Genomic DNA, 18,026 nt, shown 5'->3' on the forward strand with positions numbered 1-18,026 from the left:
GCCGCCCCGGCGCCGCACGCGTTCGACAGATCGCGTCCAGGCACGTCCCCCCGAAGGCCAAGGAGGCCATTGTGGACGCCGAGAACACCCACCACCAGAATACCGGCGACGAGAGCGGCGGTATCAGCCGCAAGACCCTGCTGAAGGCCGCTCTCATCGCCCCGATTCCGCTGCTGGTCGGCCGGGCTCCCGCGCTGGCCCGCGACGCGCAGCGGACGGACGGGCTGCTCGACCCCACCCCCTTCTGCGACGACGGCGACGACCCGACGACCGCCCAGACCGAGGGCCCCTATTTCAGGCCCAACTCGCCACGGCGCACCTCACTGGTCGGGCCCGGCACACCGGGCGTCCCGCTGACCGTCCGCGGCTACGTGTTCGGCCGCTCGTGCCGGCCGATCGCCAACGCGCTTCTGGACTTCTGGCAGGCGGACACCAACGGCGCCTACGACAACAGCGGATTCGGCTTCCGCGGGCACCGGTTCAGCGACGCCCAGGGCGCGTTCAAGCTGACCACGATCGTTCCGGGCCTGTATCCCGGACGCACCCGGCACATCCACGTCAAGGTCCAGGCCCCGAACCGGCCGGTACTCACCACCCAACGGGGGCGGGACGTGGAAGGCCGGAACGAACTACAAGGCCGGCGACCAGGTCACCTACGGTGGCGTGACCTACCGCTGCCTCCAGGGGCACACGGCCTACGCCGGATGGGAGCCGCCGAACGTACCGGCCCTGTGGCAGCGCGTCTGACGCACCGACCGGCCGACGTGACCGGCGACCGCCCACCTCCCCTCGTGGACGTCGTGTCGCCGTAGCCCGGGATGCCCGGTCCGACCTCTCCCCGGACCGGGCATCCCGCCGGAGGTCTCCCGGTCGATGTCCGACGCGCTTCTCCCGGCGTTCGATCGACTCCGCGACCCGCGCGTAGACGGGATGATCTTCCTGGGAGGCGCCCGTCCAGCCTGGATTGACTACCTCACATCCGGCAAGTCGGGATTGGTCGCCCACCGCAGGGGGCGGGGCGTTTCGCAGGCACCGGGAGGATCAGGCGCGCTCGTCGGGCTTGCCGGCCTCGGTGCCGGCCGGCTCCGGGGTGCGGTGCTCATACGGCGTGCTGAGTACGACGGTGGTGCGGGTGGAGACGTTGGCGGCGGTGCGGATCTGGTTCAGCAGTTCCTCAAGCGCGATCGGCGAGGCCACCCGGACCTTGAGGATGTAGCTCTCGTCCCCGGCCACGCTGTGGCAGGCCTCGACGGCACTCAGGTGGGCCAGCCTCTCCGGTGCGTCGTCGGCCGCGGCCGGGTCGATCGGCTTGATGGACACGAACGCGGTGAGCGGAAGCCCGATGGCGTCGTAGTCGACCAGCGCCGCGTAACCCCGCAGCACCCCGCGCTTCTCCAGCCTGCGCACCCGCTGGTGCACCGCCGACACCGACAACCCGGTCTCCCTGGCGAGATCGGTGAAGCTCATCCGACCATCCCTGGCCAGCAACGTGACGATACAGCGGTCGATCTCCTCCATCCGGTAACGGTAACGGCACCGGGGACCACACGCACCGCCCGGATGTCACGGCACGGTCCCAACCACGGGCAGCCCCGCGGTCCGGTGACCCGGGGAGGCCGGATCAGACCGTAAAGTCACGAGATGAGCAACCTGGAAACGAATCCGCAGGAGTCGGCGTGCGGCGGCCTCGCGGACGTGGCGACGGAGCCGGTGACCGAAGTGCTGGCCGGCCGGGACGTGGTGCTGGGCGGCCCGCGGGCGATGAAGGTCACCAGAACCCTGCCGAACCGGGACATCAGAATGGTCGGCGCCTGGTGCTTCGTCGACCACTACGGCCCGGAAAAGACGACGATGAACGTCCCCCCGCATCCGCACACCGGACTCCAGACCGTCAGCTGGCTCGTGGAGGGCGAGATCCTGCACCACGACAGCGTCGGCAGCGAGCAGCTGATCAGGCCGGGCCAGCTCAATCTGATGACCGCCGGGCGTGCCATCTCCCACTCCGAGGTGGCGGCCGCCGAGGCCGTCCTGCACGGGGTCCAGCTCTGGGTGGCGCTCCCCTCCGACGCCCGCGAGACGGCTCCGGCCTTCGAGCACCACCCGGTGCTGCCCGAGTTGACCCTGCCGGGCGCCAGGGTGACCGTCGTCATGGGCGAACTGGGCGGCGTCACGTCACCGGCGACGGCCCACACCCCGCTGGTCGGGGCCGAGGTGAGACTGGAGGCCGGCGCGACGACCTCCGTCCCGCTCCGTCCCGGCTTCGAGTACGCCGTGCTGGCCCTGTCCGGCACCGTGCGGGTCGACGAGACGGACCTGGCCCCCGGGCCGCTGCTCTATCTGGGCAGCGGGCGCTCACAGCTGGCCATACGGGCCCAGGAGGCCGGCCGGCTGCTGCTCATCGGCGGCGAGCCGTTCGAGGAGCGGATCGTCATGTGGTGGAACTTCGTCGGCCGCAGCCACGAGGAGATCGCCCGGCTCCGGCGGGAGTGGATGGAGGGTACGGAGTTCGGCACGGTGCCCGGCGGAGTCGCCCCGCTGCCCGCTCCCGAACTTCCGCTGACCACCCTGAAGGCGCGCGGACGCCGCCGCTGACAAGGGCTTCTCGCGCGAGACGCCCCGCCCATCACGAGGCCCCGCGCCTCGCCGGAGCCCCCACATGACTTCGGCCCCGGCCGAACGGTGCGAAGCTGGTACGACCCGCGCCGCGGGAGCGGTGCGGGTCCATGACCGGTTCTGCCTGGGAGGTAAGTCGTGTCGGACGAGTTCGACGTGGTGGTTGTGGGCGCGGGCCCCGCGGGCGAGAACGTCGCCGACCGTGCGGTCAGGGGAGGGCTGACCGCCGCGATCGTCGAGAGGAACCTGGCCGGCGGCGAGTGCGCGTACTGGGCGTGCATCCCCAGCAAGGCGCTGCTGCGCCCGGTGGAGCTGGCCGCCGAGGTCGCCCGGGTACCGGGCCTGACGCTGGGCCCGATCGACACCGCCGCCGTGCTCGCCCGGCGCGACGAGGCGGTGTCCCACCTGGACGACAGCGGCCAGGTCGAGTGGCTCAGGAGCGTGCCCGCGGAGTTCGTACGCGGCCACGGGCGGCTGGACGGCCCCAGACGGGTCGTGGTGACCTCGAAGGACGGCTCGGTCCGCACGCTGACCGCCAGGCACGCGGTCGTGCTGGCGACCGGTAGCGGTGCGGCCGTCCCGCCGATCCCCGGGCTGGCGGAGGCCTCGCCGTGGACCAGCCATGAGGTGACGGCGGCCAGGAGCGTCCCTGAGCGGCTGGCCGTGCTGGGCGGCGGCGTGGTGGCCTGCGAGATGGCCCAGGCCATGCACGGACTCGGCGCGGTGGAGACGACGTTGCTGGCGCGCGGCGGACTGCTCGGCAGGATGGAGCCGTTCGCCGGGGAGCTGGTGGCCGCCTCGTTCGCCAGGGCCGGCATCACGGTGCGCCAGGGCGTCCAGGTGACGAAGGTCGAGCGGCCCAGGCCGGGGGGCCCGGTCACACTCCACCTGTCCGAGGGCCCGCCCGTCGAGGCGGACGAGCTACTGGTGGCCACCGGCAGGTACCCCGCCACCGGCGACCTGGGCCTGGAGAGTGTCGGCCTGGAGACCGGGCGCTTGGTGGAGGTCGACGACAGCATGCGCGCGACCGGCGTCTCCGGCGGCTGGCTGTACGCGGTGGGCGACGTCAACGGCCGCGCCCTGCTCACCCATATGGGCAAGTACCAGGCGCGGCTGTGCGGCGACGTCATCGCGGCGCGGGCCAAGGACGAGCCCGACGACCTGCCAGGACTGCGCGACGTGGCGGACGGCTACGGCGCACCGCAGGTCATCTTCACCGACCCGCAGGTGTGCGCGGTCGGCCGGACCGAGGCCCAGGCCCGCGCCGAGGGGTTCGACGTCCGCGTGGTCGAGTACGACCTGGGCAGGGTGTCGGGAGCCTATCTACAGGGCGACGGCTACCACGGCATGGCCAAGGCGGTCGTGGACGAGCGGCGCCGCGTCCTGCTGGGGGTGACCTTCGTCGGCCCGGCCGTGGGCGATCTGCTGCACGCCGCGACGATCGCCGTCACCGCCGAGGTGACCCTCGACCGGCTCTGGCACGCCGTGCCGTCCTTCCCCACGGTCAGCGAGATCTGGCTGCGGCTGCTCGAGGCCTACGGCCTGTAGCCAGGTCCTGGGCGTCTTCCCCGCCGCGCCGTCCGGCGCGGCGGGGAAGACCCGGTTTTGGCCCCCGGCCACGTTCACCGGACAGCAGGGCGCCTCGGAGACGACCCCGGCCGGACCCGCCCGGGAAACCGGCGAGGACTCCCGCTAACGGGCGAGGGCCCGGCTGATCACCAGGCGCTGGACCTGGTTGGTGCCCTCGACGATCTGCAGGACCTTGGCCTCCCGCATGTGACGCTCGACCGGGAAGTCCTCCACGTAGCCGTAGCCGCCGAGGATCTGGACCGCGTCGGTGGTGACCTTCATGCACATGTCGGTGGCGAAGAGCTTCGCCATCGCCGCCCGCGTGCCGTAGGGCCGGCCCGCGTCGCGCAGCCGGGCGGCGTCCAGGTAGAGGGCGCGGGCGGCGGCGATCTGGGTGGCCATGTCGGCGAGCATGAAGCCGACGCCCTGGAAGTCGATGATCCGCGAGCCGAACTGGCGACGCTCTGCGGCGTACGCGGTGGCGGCGTCGAAGGCGGCCTGCGCCACGCCGACGGCACAGGCGGCGATACCGAGCCTGCCGCCGTCCAGGGCGGCCATGGCGATCCTGAAGCCCTCCCCCTCGGCGCCCAGCAGTGCCTCCGGCCCCAGTCGCACCCCGTCGAAGCGGACCTGGGCGGTCGGTGACGACCTCATCCCCATCTTCCGCTCGGGCGCGCCGAACGACAGCCCTTCCGTCTCCGCGGGCACGTGGAAGCAGGAGATGCCGCGCGCGCCGTCGGCCGAGGTGCGGGCCATCAGCATGTAGAAGTCGGCGACGCCGCCGTGGGTGGTCCAGGCCTTGACCCCGTCGACCGTGTAACCGTCCTCACCGGGGACCGCCCGGGTCACCAGCGCGGCGGCGTCGGACCCCGACTGCGGCTCCGACAGGCAGTAGGCGCCCAGCCACTCACCACCCAGCATCCGGGGAAGCAGCGCGGCGCGCTGCTCGGCGGTGCCGTAGGCGGCCACCGGGAAACACGACAGGGTGTGCACCGACAGGCCGAGCCCGACCGCCAGCCAGCCGGCCGCGAGCTCCTCGATCACCTGCAGGTAGACCTCGTACGGCTGCGCCGCCCCGCCGTGCTCCTCCGGGTAGGGCAGGCCGAGCAGTCCCGCGTGGCCCAGGGTGGTGAACACCTCCCGGGGAAAGCGCGCGGCGGACTCGTCGGTCGCGGCACGGGGGGCGACCTCCTTGCCGATCAGATCGCGGACCAGGTCCAGCAGGTCATGGGCATCGCCGGTCGGCAGAACGCGCTCAACGGTCATCTGACTCCTTCCAACGTGAAAGACCCCACCCTCGGGCTCATGGGAGGGGACCGCATCCGCGTGCTCCAGGTCCTGGCGCGGACGACGAAGGGGGCGGCCGGGATCGCCGGCCACCCCGATTCTGGCACCCGCCGGACGACCGCGGGTTCGCGCCGGGGGTGATCGCCACGGCACGGCCGTACAGGGGCCGGTCGTGGCAGGGGCCGTACAGGGGCCGTACAGGGGCCGTACAGGGGCCGGTCGTGGCGGGCGTCAGACGACCACGAGCTCGCGAGTGCGGTGGTTGACCCGCTCGCCGCCCTCCTCCGTGCAGATGAGGATGTCCTCGATGCGGGCGCCGTGGGCCCCCGGCAGGTAGATGCCCGGCTCGACGGAGAAGGCGAACCCGGGCGCCAGCGGCTCGGAGTTGCCCGCGACGATGTAGGGCTCCTCGTGGGTCTCCAGACCGATGCCGTGGCCGGTGCGGTGGATGAAGTAGTCGCCGTAACCCTCGGCCGTGATCACGTCTCGCGCGGCGGCGTCGATCTCCTCGCACGGCACCCCGGGGCGCACGGCGTCACAGGCGGCCTGCTGGGCGCGCCTGAGCACCTCGTAGTACTTCAGGAAGCCCGCCGGAGGCTCGCCGATGGCGTAGACGCGGGTGGAGTCCGAGCAGTAGCCGTCGGGCATCTGGCCCCCGATGTCGACCACGATCGGCTCGCGCTCGGAGACGATCCGGTCCGACAACTCGTGGTGCGGGCTGGCGCCGTTGGGGCCGGAGCCGACGATGACGAAGTCGACGGTGGAGTGGCCGGCCGCGATGATCGCCTCGGCGATGTCCCTGCCGACCTCCCGCTCGGTCCTGCCGGCCCGCAGGAAGCCGGGCACCTGGGCGTGGACGGCGTCGATCGCGGCGCCCGCCGCGCGCAGCGCCGCCACCTCGGCCGGGCTCTTGCGCATCCGCAGCCCGCGCAGGACCGTCCCGGCGAGCACCTGCTCGGCTCCGGGGATCGCCTCGCGCAGGCGCAGCGACTGCATCGCCCACATCCGGTCGGCGAGGCCCACCTTCCCGACCTCGCCCAGGCGCCTGCCGACGACCGCGTACGGGTCGTCGGTCTCGTCCCAGGGGACGAACTCGACGCCGAGCCGGGACGCCGGAGAGCGCTCGGCGGCGGGCAGCTCCAGACGGGGCACCATCAGGAACGCCTCCCCCACGACCGGGAGCACCAGGCAGGTGAGCCGCTCCAGCGGCAGCGCCTCGTAACCGGTCACGTAACGCAGGTCGGGACCTGGCGTGAGCAGCAGCGCGTCGAGCCCGGCGGTGGCGGCCACCTCGCGGGCGGCCGCCAGGCGGGTCACGGGATAGAGATCAGATGGCTCCGTCGTCACGCCGCCCAATCTAATCCCGGCCGGAGCAGCGACGCATCCGGGAGCGGCCCCGGGACCGAAAGTCAGGGAAAGGAAGGCACCGCGGCGACCCTGCCACTACAATCTGTTGAAGTACGATCACAATTTGTTGGCAAAATGTCCACACAGCCATACATTTCGAGAGCGAGCTACATGGTCGGCGTAGTGGGCGGCCACCAGCCCCCCCTCCACCCACGAAACGACCAGGTGACCGCTTCGGCCCCGTCGGCCACCGCTGAGATGGCGCAGCGATTGCGAGACGAGCCGGGCGAGCACATGGCCGTGGAGCGACAACTCCTCAACACCCGCCTGGCGCACGCGGAACGCCTGGGCGATATGGGCTGGACCGAGTGGAATCTTCAGACCGGAGAGTCCACCTGGTCCGATCAGGTGTACACCATATTCGGCCGTGATCCCGGCGACGGCCCGATTCACCTGCGCGATCTGGCCGGCCACGTCGAGGCGACCGACCGGCCCGACCTCGACCTGCGCCTGTGGTCCGTCATGCACCGGGCCGAGTCCGGGGAGGTCGAGTTCCGCATCCGCCGCCACGGCGAGCTCCGCCACCTGCGCGCCGTGCTCGACCCCGTCGTGACCGGCGGCCATGCCGCCGTGCACGGCGTCGTCCAGGACATCACCTGTCGACGTCGTGCCGAGCGCATCATGTCCGAGTCGCGGAGCAAGCTGCTGCGGGTCCGCGAGCAGGCCGCGGAGGAACACCACATGAGCCTCGCGCTGCGCGAGGCGATAATGCCCGGCCTGGGAGAGACCATCGACCTGCCTCACGCTCGCATCGCGGTCCGCTATGTGGCGGCGGGTGTCAAGCCCAGCCTCGGCGGCGACTGGTACGACGCCGTTCCCCTGCCCGACGACAGGGTGCTGCTGGCCATCGGCGACGTCTCCGGGCACGGGATGTCCGCGATCTCCCAGATGGCACAGCTGCGGCACGCCCTGATCGGCCTCGCGATGACCGGCCACTCCCCCGACCGGCTGCTGGCCTGGCTCAACGACTTCGTGCTGCACCGGATGCCGGAGACGACGGCGACCATGATCGTCGGCCACCTCGACCCGGCCACCAGGATGTTCACCTGGGGGCAGGCCGGGCACCCGGCGCCGATCCTGGTCCGCGACGGGACCGCCACCCAGCTCGACCCGCCTGCCGGGGTGCTGCTGGGCGCCACCCCCGACGAGCCGTACGAGCTGGCCGGGGTCGAGCTGCGGGAGGGCGACCTGCTGCTGCTGTTCACCGACGGGCTGGTGGAGCGGCGCACCCGCGACATCGACGAGGGCCTGGCGCTGACCATGGAGGCCGCGGCCCTGCTGAGGGGAGATCCGAACGACGGACTCGACCAGCTCATCGAGGTGATCGGCGGCCCCAATCCCGAGGACGACACCTGCGTTCTGGCCATCGGAGTGCTCGGCTGATTGGTTAAATGGTCGCCATGCCCGGCCTGATGCTTCTTGACACTCCGTCGCTGTACTACCGCGCCTTCTACGGGATTCCCGAGTCGATGACCTCGCCCGACGGTATGCCCGTCAACGCGGTGCGCGGCGTCATCGACATGATCGCCATGTTGGTCCGCAGGCACTCTCCCCGCGAGCTCGTGGCCTGTATGGACGCCGACTGGCGCCCTGCCTTCCGGGTGGCGGCCATCCCCACGTACAAGACCCACAGGGTCGCCGAGGGCGGCGCCGAGGAGACCCCGGACACGCTCGCCCCGCAGGTGCCGGTGATCGAGCGGGTGCTCGACGCGGTGGGCATCGCCCGCATCGGCGTGCCCGGCTACGAGGCCGACGACGTGATGGGCACGCTCACCGCACGGGCCGGCGGCCAGGTCGACGTCGTCACCGGCGATCGCGACCTGTTCCAGCTGGTCGACGACTCCCGGCCGGTCCGCGTTCTCTACACCGCCAGAGGGGTCAAGAACCTCCAGCTGGTCGACGAGACCGTCGTCGCCGAGAAGTACCGCATCCCCGGCCGCTGCTACGCCGACTTCGCCACCCTGCGCGGCGACCCGAGTGACGGCCTGCCGGGCGTGCCGGGGGTGGGCGACAAGACCGCGGCGGCTCTGATCACCCGATTCGGTTCCCTGGAGGCGCTGCTGCGGGCCTTCGACGGGGACGGCGACCTGACCTCGGGGCAGCGCGCCAGGCTGTCGGCCGCCCGCGACTACCTGCGGGTGGCCCCCGAGGTGGTCTGGGTCGCCCGCGACGTGCCCCTGCCCGAGACCGACCTCACGCTCCCCGCCAAGCCCCGCGACCCGGAGGCCCTGGCCGCGCTGAGCGAGCGCTACGGCCTGGGCGGGCCGCTGGAACGGCTGACCTCCGCGCTCTGACCCATCCCATGGAATGTCCGGTCTGCCCATTTCGCCCTAGTCGGTGGGGCGGCCCCGCCGCAAGCCGGTAGGTTGCTCCCTGTGCCTCACAAGAGCATCCGGGTGCCCGGAGAGTCCCATCCGCGGCTCGACGACGGTTTCGAACGGATCCGCCGTGAGATGAAGTTGCCCGAGGGGTTTCCCCGAGCGGTGGTCGACGAGGCCGAGTGGGTCGCCGAGGTGCCCACCCTGCCCCGGCTGGACCGGACCGACCTGCCACTGATCACCATCGACCCTCCGGGGGCGATGGACCTCGACCAGGCCGTGCACCTGGAGGAGCAGCCCGGCGGCTACCGCGTCTGGTACGCCATCGCCGACGTCGGGGCGTTCGTCAGGCCCGGCGGGGCGATCGACACCGAGGCCCGCACCCGGGGCGAGACGATCTACATGCCCGACGGGCGCGTGCCGCTGCACCCGCCCCTGCTGTCGGAGGCCGCCGCCAGCCTGCTGCCGGGCGTGACCCGGCCCGCCGCGCTGTGGTGCGTCGACCTCGACGCGGAGGGCCGGATCGTGGGCGCGGACGTGACCAGGGCGCTGGTACGCAGCCGCGAGAGGCTCGACTACGACTACGTGCAGGCCGCGATCGACACCGGCACCGCCGACGGCACGCTGCGGCTGCTGGCCGAGATCGGCCGGCTCAGGCTCGCCCTGGAGCGGGCCAGAGGCGGCGTCACGCTGCCCACCCCCGACCAGGAGGTCGTTCCGGACGGGGACGGCTACCGGCTGGAGTTGCGCGCCCCGCTGGAGGCCGAGGCGTGGAACGCGCAGATCTCGCTGCTGACGGGCATGGCCGCCGCCTCGATGATGCTGGACGCGGAGATCGGCCTGCTGCGGGTGCTGCCGCCCGCCCCCGCCGAGAGAGTCGCCCAGGTCCGCAGGGTGGCCGCGGCACTCGGCGTGCCCTGGCCGGAGGGTGCGGGGTACGGCGACGTCGTGCACGCCCTCGACCCGAAGATTCCCGAGCAGGCCGCGTTCCTGCAGGAGTCGACGGTGCTGCTGCGCGGCGCCGGCTACGTGGCCTTCAACGGCGAGCCCCCCTCGCAGGCGGCGCACGCCGCGGTGGGCGCACCGTACGCGCATGTGACCGCGCCGCTGCGCCGGCTCATCGACCGCTACGCCACGGAGATCTGCCTGGCCATCGCGGCGGGCGAGCCGGTGCCGCAGGACGTCCAGGAGGCCATGGGCGAGCTGCCGGAGATCATGCGCACCACCGGGCGGCGCGTGAACGGCGTCGAGCGGGCGTGCGTGGACCTGGTGGAGGCCTTCGTGCTCCGCGAGCGGGTGGGCCAGACGTTCGACGCGGTGGTGATCGACGTGACCGAGGGTCAGCCGTGGGGCCAGGTGCAGCTCACCGATCCGGCGGTGACGGCCCGCTGCGACGGCGAGGGGCTTGGGCTGGGCAAGGTCGTGCGCGTGCGGCTGACGCGCGCCGACCCGACCACCCGCGAGGTCCGCTTCGGCCTGGCCTGACACCACGCCACCCGCGAGGTCCGCCCCGCCGCGGCACGGCTCAGACCAGAGCCGTGCCGCCGACGGGCTCAGGTCAGGGACGAGTAGGCCACCACACCGCGGCGTAGGGCGTCCATCGCCTTGCCCGCGCTCTGCTTGACCTTGCTCCCCCCGGGGGCGGCATTGGAGATCTGGCCGAGAAGGTCGAGCAGCTGCTTGATCCAGCGTACGAAGTCTCCCGCGGCCAGTTCCGCGCCGCCGGCGCCGTCGCGGAGCACGGAGTCCAGGGTGTGGCCCTTGGCCCAGCGGAAGGCCGCCCAGGCGAAGCCGAAGTCGGGTTCCCTGATGAACGACAGGCCGTGGTCGCTCTCGATCGATTCCAGCTCGCCCCAGAGACGGACCATGTCGGCCAGCGTCTTCTGCGCGCCGCCCGCGGGGATCCTGGGCTGGCGGGCATCGTCGGCCTGCCTGGACTCGAAGACCAGTGAGGAGACGCACGCGGCCAGTTCGGCCGGGTCCAGGTCGTTCCAGAGCCCGGCGCGCAGGCACTCGGCGGTCAGCAGGTCCAGTTCGGTGTAGAGCTGGGCCAGGCGGCGGCCCTCGGCGGTGACGCTCTCACCGTCGAGGTAGCCGAGCTGGTCGAGCACCCCGCAGACCTTGTCGAAGGTGCGGGCGATGACGTGGGAGCGGCCCTCGACCCGGCGGCGCAGGCCCTCGGTCTCGCGGAGCAGCTTGTGGTAGCGCTCGGCCCAGCGGGCGTGGTCCTCGCGCTCGTCGCACCCGTGGCAGGGGTGCCGGCGGATCTCCCGGCGCAGGCGGATGATCTCCTCGTCCTCCGCGGCGTGGTCGCGTGCCCTGACGGGCTTGCCGAAGTCCCGGTCGCCGATCTTGGCGTGCACGGAGGAGACCAGGTTGGCCCGCTCCTTCGGCGAGCGGGCGTTGAAGTTCTTCGGGATGCGCAGGTGCTCGACCGGTTCGACCGGGACGGGAAAGTCGGCCGGCGACAGCTTCTTGACCTGCTTGCCGATGGTCAGCACCAGCGGGGACGGCCCCTCCCCCCGGGAGTTGAGGCCGGGGTCGAGAACGACGGCCAGGCCGGCGCGGCGCCCGCCCGGAACCCGGATGATGTCACCGGGCTTGAGCGCCTCCAGCGAGCGCAGCGCCTGCGTCCTGCGGGCCGCGCCGCGCTGGCGCGACAGCTCGGCCTCCCTGTCGGACAGGGCCCTGCGCATCGCGGCGTACTCCTCGAAGTCGCCCAGGTGGCAGGTCATCGCCTGGCGGTAGCCTTCCAGGGCCTCCTCGGCTCGGCGCACCTGCTTGGCGATGCCCACCACAGCCCGGTCGGCCTGGAACTGCGCGAACGAGGACTCCAGGAGCGTCCTGGCCCGCTCCCTGCCCACCTGGCCGACCAGGTTGACCGCCATGTTGTACGAGGGGCGGAAGCTGGAACGCAGCGGGTAGGTGCGGGTGCTGGCCAGGCCGGCGACCTGGAGGGGGTCGGTGCCCGGCTGCCACTGGACTACCGCGTGCCCCTCCACGTCGATGCCGCGGCGCCCGGCCCGCCCGGTGAGCTGGGTGTACTCGCCGGGTGTGAGGTCGGCGTGGGTCTCGCCGTTCCACTTGTCGAGCTTCTCGATCACCACGGAGCGGGCGGGCATGTTGATGCCCAGCGCGAGGGTCTCGGTGGCGAACACGGCCTTGACCAGACCGCGGGTGAACAGCTCCTCGACGACCTCCTTGAAGGCCGGGAGCATGCCCGCGTGGTGGGAGGCCAGACCCCGCTCCAGGGCGTCACGCCACTCGAGGTAGCCGAGCACGGCCAGGTCCTCGTCGGGCAGGTGCGCGGTGCGCTCGTCGACGATCTGGCGGATCTCGTGGCGCTCGGCGTCGGTGGTGAGCCGGATGCCGTCGTGCAGGCACTGCATGACGGCGGCGTCACAGCCGGCCCTGGAGAAGATGAACGTGATCGCGGGCAGCAGGGCGTCGGTGTCCAGGCGCTCGATGGCCGCGGCCCGGTCCGGCGGACCGCTCCTGCGGGGCCGCGAGTAGCCTCGGCGGCCCCTGCCGTACGCCTGGCGCTCCTCGTCCTTGGCGATGCGCAGCAGGTTGGGGTTGATCTGGGGGCGGCGGTCCCCGTCGCCGGTGACGAACAGGTCGTAGATGCGGTTGCCGACGAGCATGTGCTGCCAGAGCGGGACCGGACGGTGCTCGTCGACGATGACACTGGTGTCGCCGCGGACCTCCCCCATCCACTCGCCGAACTCCTCGGCGTTGCTCACCGTGGCCGACAGGGCGACCAGCCGCACCGACTCCGGCAGGTGGATGATCACCTCTTCCCAGACCGCGCCGCGGAACCGGTCGGCGAGGTAGTGGACCTCGTCCATGACGACGAAGCCGAGCCCCGCCAGGGTGCCGGATCCGGCGTAGAGCATGTTGCGCAGCACCTCGGTCGTCATGACGACGATGGGAGCCTCGCCGTTGACGCTGTTGTCGCCGGTCAGCAGCCCTACCTTGGTCGCACCGTACCGCCTGACCAGATCGTTGTACTTCTGGTTGGACAGCGCCTTGATCGGGGTGGTGTAGAAGCACTTGCGGCCCTCCGCCAGGGCCAGGTGCACGGCGAACTCGCCCACGACCGTCTTTCCCGAGCCGGTGGGGGCCGCCACGAGGACCCCGTCGCCCGCCTCCAGCGCCCGGCAGGCGTCGAGCTGGAAGTCATCCAGTTCGAAGTCGTACAGGCCGCGGAACGAGGTCAGCGCCGGCCCGCTCTCAGCCTGGCTCTGACGGAAAGCAGCGTATCGTTCCGCTGGGGTCGTCATGCCTCCCAGCCTACCGATATCGGGATTCCGGTCTGTCCCCCCTTTTACCCGGCGCTCTGGCCGATCGCGTGGGCGGTCCGAGGGCGGCGGTCCCTCCCCGCGGAGCGCCCGAGCGGGCCTAAACGAGGACCGTCAGCGCCCCGGGAACGATCTCGCAGGTCAGCGGGGTGGGACCGACCCGCTCGCCGTCGGCGTAGACGATCACTCCGGGAGCCTCCACCCGCACACGGCGGGCGCGGCGCATGGTGACGGCGGGGTGGCTCCCGTGGGTGCCCCGGTAGACGCGGGGAAAGGTGCGCAGGAACTCCCCCCTGGGGACGGCACCGAGGATCGTCACGTCCAGCAGGCCGTCGTCGGGCACGGCATCGGGGCACACCCGCATGCCCGCGCCGTACGAACGGGTGTTGCCGACCGCGACCAACATGGCCTCCCGCTCGACGATCTCGCCGTCCAGGTCGATCCGGAAGGGGATGGGGCGGAAGGAGCGCAGTTCCCCGGCGAGGGCGAGCAGGTATTTGGCCATGCCGGGCGGCCAGGTCATCCGGTTGGCCCGCTCGTTGACACGGGAGTCGAAGCCGCAGGCCACCACCCCGGCGAACCACTCGTCCTCGCCCACCTTGGCGGCGTCGACGGTGCGCACCCGCCCGCGCAGCACGATGTCGGCGGCGGCCAGGGGCGCCTTCAGCGGGATGCCGAGCGCGCTCGCGATGTCGTTGCCGGTGCCCACCGGGATGACGCCCAGCGGCACGCCACTGCCCGCGACCGCCTGGAGTGCCAGGTGGACCAGGCCGTCACCGCCGAAGGCCACCAGCGCCTCGGGCTCCTCGGCGACGGCCGTGCAGGCTCGGTCCAGGGCGTCGGCGGCGGAGTCTCCGAGGATCACCGAGACCTCGCGACCGCCCTGCCGCAGCCGGTCGAGCACCGGGGAGAGCAGTCCCCGCGAGCGGCCGCCACGAGCGGCGGGATTGACGAGGACTGCGATCTCTGCGGGCACAGACCGGAACTTATCCCCTATTTGCCGGGATCGGTGTCGGTCGTTTTCGAATCGATAGGAGCCGGATCATCGACGGGAGCCACATCGCCCAGGGCCGAGGCGTCGTCGTCGAGCGAGGATGCCTCGTCGTCGGAGAGGTGGGAGAAGTCATCACCCTTCGGCTGCCGCTTCTCCCGCAGGTACATGAATCCCTCGGCCAGGGCGAACAGCGCCACCATCGGCAGGGCGAGCGCGATCATCGTGAACGGGTCGCCGCCCGGGGTGGCGACCGCGCCGAAGACGAACATGATGAAGATGACCATGCGGCGGTGCTTGGCCACCAGCGCGCGCGGCAACACCCCGATGACGTTCAGGAACACCATGAGCAGCGGCAGCTCGAAGGAGATGCCGAACACGATGAGCATGATCAGCGCGTAGCTGAGGTACTCGTCGATCGTGATGCCGGTCAGCGTCCCCGGCGGGGCGAACCCAAGCAGGATCGACAGCCCCGTGTCCATCACGAAGTAGGCCAGAGCCGCGCCCGCGAGGAACAGCGGGACGGCCAGCACGACGAACAGGATCGAGTAGCGCTTCTCATTGCGATACAGGCCCGGGGTGACGAAACCCCAGATCTGCCAGAGCCAGATCGGCGAGGAGACGACGAGGCCGAACATCGCCGCGACCTTGAGGTTCACGAAGAAGGAGTCGAAGACGCCGAGGATCAGCATCGTGCACTGTCCAGGCCGCAACTCCTGCGCCTGGGGAAGCCCGCAGTAAGGGGCGGACACGAACTGCCAGATCGGGCCAAAGAATATGAAACCGACCACCATGCCCGCGACCAGGCCGAGCATGGCGATGACCAGCCGGTTGCGCAACTCGCGCAGGTGCTCCATGAGCGGCATCCGGCCGTCGCCCGAGTCAACGGAGTCAACGGAGTCAACGGGCGGTGTCGCCCCATTCCGGCCCGGTTTAGGCCACTTCAGCAGCGCCATTCACGAATCCTGGGGTGACGAGTCGGTTGATCAGGGTAGATCTTCAGGCTACCGCCGATCACTGCGTCTTGGGCGCTCCGGCCTGAGCTCGCAGCCTGGCGGCCTGCTCCTCAAGCTGGCGGGCCTGCTCCTCGGCGCTCAGCGCCGAGGCCGGCGCCGAAGTCGCCGGCGGGATCGGCTGCGGAGCCGGGGTGGCGGGCTGGGCATGGGCCTGGACGACCGTGGTGGTCGTGCCGGCTGCCTCGTCGTCATCGCGGAGCTTGGCGGTCTCCGACTTGAAGATGCGCAGCGACCGGCCGAGCCCGCGGGCGGCTTCCGGCAACTTCTTGGCACCGAAAAGCAGCACCAGGATCAAGCCGATGATGATCAGCTCAGTGGGTCCGAGGTTTGGCATTACACATCCTTACGCCGAACGACGTGCGGTCTCTGCTCCGATCGTACGCTGCCCCGAGGACAGACTCATCCCCGCGGAACGCGTATCGTCCCCGCTCTCTCACCGAACAGCACCCGGACGGGCTCCAGCCTCCCGTGCGCGCGGTCGATCTCGCGGCCGAGCTCGGTGGCCGCGCGCAGCACGCGAACGGCCAGGAAACCGAGGACCGCCAGCCCCGCGAGAGCCGGCGAGAGCGCGGCGATGATCCAGCTCATACCGGGAGATCCTAGCTCCGCGCGTCAGGAGATCGACTCGTAACGATTCAGCGCGGCCGTCGCGGCGGCGCGCACGCTCGCGTCCAGCGAGGCGGGCGAGATCACCCTGCCGGTGTCTCCCAGGCGCAGCGCCAGACGTACCACCCAGCCCTGGTCCCTGGCGCGCAACGTCACCCGCACGCGGCCCTCGCCGAGCTCGGTGACCTGCTCGCACGGGTAGTACTCGGAGACCCAGCGGCCCGCGGCGGTCAGCTCCAGCTCCACCAGCTCGTCGGTCGGCGAGGGCCGGAACACCCCGGGCGTCACCTCGTCCGGCACGGCGTCGGCGGGCGGGTCGGCGGGCACGTCGAGCACATCGACGGAGAGCATCCGGTCCAGCCGGAACAGCCGGACCGCCTCGGCCCGGTAGCACCAGCCCGACAGGTAGGGGCGGCCGTCCACGACGACCAGGCGCATCGGGTCGACCTCGCGCGGGGTGACCTCGTCGCGCCCCGGCACGTAGTAGCGCAGCGACAGCCGTCTACGGCGCCGCAGCGCCTCGTTGACGACGGGCAGCGCGTCGGGTGCGGCGTCGACCTCCACCGCGACCTGGCTGCTGACCGCCGCCGCGCCCTCGCCCGAGGCCTGCTCGAACTTGGCGATGACCCGGGTCAGCGCGTCGCGCTCCCCGAACTCCGGCATCTCCGCGAGCAGGCGCAGCGCGACCAGCAGGGCGCTGGCCTCGTCCACCCCCAGCCGCAGCGGGCGGGCGATGGTGTCGGCGTTGTCGATGACGATCTCCCCGCCGTCCCACGACACGTCGATCAGGTCGCCGGGGGTGTGACCGGGCAGCCCGCACATCCACACCAGCTGCAGGTCGTCGATGAGCTGCTTCTCGGTCAGGCCGAAGATCTTCGCGACCTCGGGCACCTGTGCCCCGGGGTGCGACATCAGATAGGGCACCAGCGCCAGCAACCTGGGCAGGCGATCGGCGGTACTCACGCGAGTGCTCCCTTCAGGCGGCAGATCACCGCGTCGCGGGCGTCCGGCGGGCCGACCACCTCGGCGTCGGCGGCGAAGCCCACGATCCACCCGGCCAGCCGGCCGGGGTCGGTGAACTCGACCTCCAGCTCGTCCCATCCGTCGCCGGCGGGCCGCACCGCCTTCGCCACCTGGCGCAGCCCCTGGCAGGTGTCCTGCCTGACCCGGACCAGGGCGGTACGCTCCCGGACCGCGGCGTCGCTGTAGACGACCATGGACTTGATGTCGACGCCCTCGGGCACCGTCACGGAGCCCGGGCGGCCGACGGTGGTGACCGCCCCGCCGATCCGGCTGAGCCGGAAGACTCTCGGCGCGTCCCGGTCGCGGTCGTGACCGACCATGTACCAGCGGCCGCGGCGGCTGACCACGCCCCACGGCTCCACGGTGCGGGTCAGTACGTTCTGGCTGGCCGCCGCCCGGTAGGCGAAGCGGACCGCCCGCCGGTCGCGCACGGCCTCCCAGAGCGCGGGGAAGGACGGATCCTGGGTGTCGACGCGCAACTCCAGTGCCCCGCCGAGCACCCCGTACGCCTCGTCGGTCTCCACGCCCCCGGCGCGCAGCTTCAGCAGCGCGCCGCTGGCCGCCTCGGCCAGGCTGGCCCGCTGCCACACCTGGGCCGCCAGACCCACCACCGCGGCCTCGTCCGGCTCCAGGGTGATCTCCGGCAGCTCGTAGGCCTGGCGGACGATCCGGTAGCCGGGATCCTCCTCCCAGGGGTCCTTGTGGACCTCGATCGGGATGCCGATCTCGCGCAGTTCGTTCTTGTCCCGCTCGAACATCCGCTGGAAGGCCTCGTCGTTGTCGGCGTCGTAGCCCGGCACCGCCTGGCGGATGTGCTCGGCACTGAGCGGCCGCCGCGTGGCCAGCAGGCAGATCACAAGATTGAGCAGCCGCTCGGTCTTCCGGCGCGACATCC

At 71.7% G+C, this 18,026-nt stretch carries 16 protein-coding genes; 6 read left to right on the forward strand and 10 right to left on the reverse strand.

Going from position 1 to position 18,026, the window contains the following annotated elements; translation table 11 throughout:
* Positions 1–71: 71 nt before the first annotated feature.
* Entirely contained in the window at positions 72–812 is a 741-nt protein-coding gene (locus OIE13_RS36715; RefSeq protein WP_442811574.1) for a dioxygenase family protein, read from the forward strand.
* Positions 813–1,041: 229 nt separating this feature from the next.
* Here OIE13_RS36715 and OIE13_RS14965 read toward each other — a convergent pair whose 3' ends face one another.
* Complete coding sequence (locus OIE13_RS14965) at positions 1,042–1,518, reverse strand: Lrp/AsnC family transcriptional regulator (protein WP_326639255.1); 477 nt, start codon at positions 1,516–1,518, stop codon at positions 1,042–1,044.
* 123 nt (positions 1,519–1,641) lie between these two features.
* Between OIE13_RS14965 and OIE13_RS14970 the strand changes: the two genes are divergently transcribed.
* Positions 1,642–2,592 (forward strand): pirin family protein, encoded by a 951-nt coding sequence (locus OIE13_RS14970; protein ID WP_326639253.1) that lies wholly within the window; start codon positions 1,642–1,644, stop codon positions 2,590–2,592.
* A gap of 159 nt (positions 2,593–2,751) precedes the next feature.
* Positions 2,752–4,161, forward strand: a complete 1,410-nt coding sequence (locus OIE13_RS14975; protein WP_326639251.1) for a dihydrolipoyl dehydrogenase family protein — start codon at positions 2,752–2,754, stop codon at positions 4,159–4,161.
* 144 nt (positions 4,162–4,305) lie between these two features.
* Here the strand turns inward: OIE13_RS14975 and OIE13_RS14980 are convergent, their stop codons facing one another.
* The gene (locus OIE13_RS14980; protein ID WP_326639250.1) at positions 4,306–5,448 is read right to left on the reverse strand and encodes an acyl-CoA dehydrogenase family protein; all 1,143 of its coding nucleotides are present in this window, start codon (positions 5,446–5,448) and stop codon (positions 4,306–4,308) included.
* Between the two features lie 252 nt (positions 5,449–5,700).
* Entirely contained in the window at positions 5,701–6,816 is a 1,116-nt protein-coding gene (locus OIE13_RS14985) for a M24 family metallopeptidase (RefSeq protein ID WP_326639249.1), read from the reverse strand.
* Between the two features lie 225 nt (positions 6,817–7,041).
* On the opposite strand from OIE13_RS14985, the gene OIE13_RS14990 reads away from it, so the two are divergent.
* From OIE13_RS14990 to OIE13_RS15000, 3 genes are all read left to right on the forward strand, one after another.
* Positions 7,042–8,259, forward strand: a complete 1,218-nt coding sequence (locus OIE13_RS14990) for a PP2C family protein-serine/threonine phosphatase (protein WP_326639248.1) — start codon at positions 7,042–7,044, stop codon at positions 8,257–8,259.
* Between the two features lie 17 nt (positions 8,260–8,276).
* Positions 8,277–9,170 carry a 5'-3' exonuclease gene (locus OIE13_RS14995; protein WP_326639245.1) on the forward strand — a complete coding sequence of 298 codons (894 nt, stop codon included), beginning with the start codon at positions 8,277–8,279 and terminating at the stop codon, positions 9,168–9,170.
* A gap of 81 nt (positions 9,171–9,251) precedes the next feature.
* Complete coding sequence (locus OIE13_RS15000) at positions 9,252–10,679, forward strand: RNB domain-containing ribonuclease (protein WP_326639244.1); 1,428 nt, start codon at positions 9,252–9,254, stop codon at positions 10,677–10,679.
* A 68-nt stretch (positions 10,680–10,747) separates the two neighbouring features.
* Here OIE13_RS15000 and OIE13_RS15005 read toward each other — a convergent pair whose 3' ends face one another.
* The 7 genes from OIE13_RS15005 to OIE13_RS15035 all read right to left on the reverse strand — a co-directional run bounded on the left by OIE13_RS15005 (position 10,748) and on the right by OIE13_RS15035 (position 18,024).
* The gene (locus OIE13_RS15005; protein WP_326639242.1) at positions 10,748–13,477 is read right to left on the reverse strand and encodes a DEAD/DEAH box helicase; all 2,730 of its coding nucleotides are present in this window, start codon (positions 13,475–13,477) and stop codon (positions 10,748–10,750) included.
* Between the two features lie 118 nt (positions 13,478–13,595).
* On the reverse strand, positions 13,596–14,471 hold the full coding sequence (locus OIE13_RS15010; protein ID WP_326830147.1) for a diacylglycerol kinase: 876 nt from the start codon (positions 14,469–14,471) through the stop codon (positions 13,596–13,598).
* 17 nt (positions 14,472–14,488) lie between these two features.
* On the reverse strand, positions 14,489–15,343 hold the full coding sequence (gene tatC, locus OIE13_RS15015) for a twin-arginine translocase subunit TatC (protein ID WP_326639236.1): 855 nt from the start codon (positions 15,341–15,343) through the stop codon (positions 14,489–14,491).
* A 157-nt stretch (positions 15,344–15,500) separates the two neighbouring features.
* Positions 15,501–15,836 (reverse strand): Sec-independent protein translocase subunit TatA, encoded by a 336-nt coding sequence (gene tatA / locus OIE13_RS15020; protein WP_326639233.1) that lies wholly within the window; start codon positions 15,834–15,836, stop codon positions 15,501–15,503.
* Between the two features lie 65 nt (positions 15,837–15,901).
* Entirely contained in the window at positions 15,902–16,090 is a 189-nt protein-coding gene (locus tag OIE13_RS15025; RefSeq protein WP_326639231.1) for a hypothetical protein, read from the reverse strand.
* 24 nt (positions 16,091–16,114) lie between these two features.
* Positions 16,115–17,071, reverse strand: coding sequence for a helix-turn-helix transcriptional regulator (locus tag OIE13_RS15030; protein ID WP_326639230.1), 957 nt, complete (start codon positions 17,069–17,071; stop codon positions 16,115–16,117).
* Positions 17,068–18,024, reverse strand: coding sequence for a helix-turn-helix transcriptional regulator (locus OIE13_RS15035; protein WP_326830148.1), 957 nt, complete (start codon positions 18,022–18,024; stop codon positions 17,068–17,070). Before OIE13_RS15035 ends, OIE13_RS15030 begins: the two co-directional genes overlap by 4 nt.
* Positions 18,025–18,026: the final 2 nt, after the last annotated feature.

The sequence above is a fragment of the Streptosporangium sp. NBC_01810 genome (assembly GCF_035917355.1).
Classification (GTDB): Bacteria; Actinomycetota; Actinomycetes; order Streptosporangiales; family Streptosporangiaceae; genus Streptosporangium.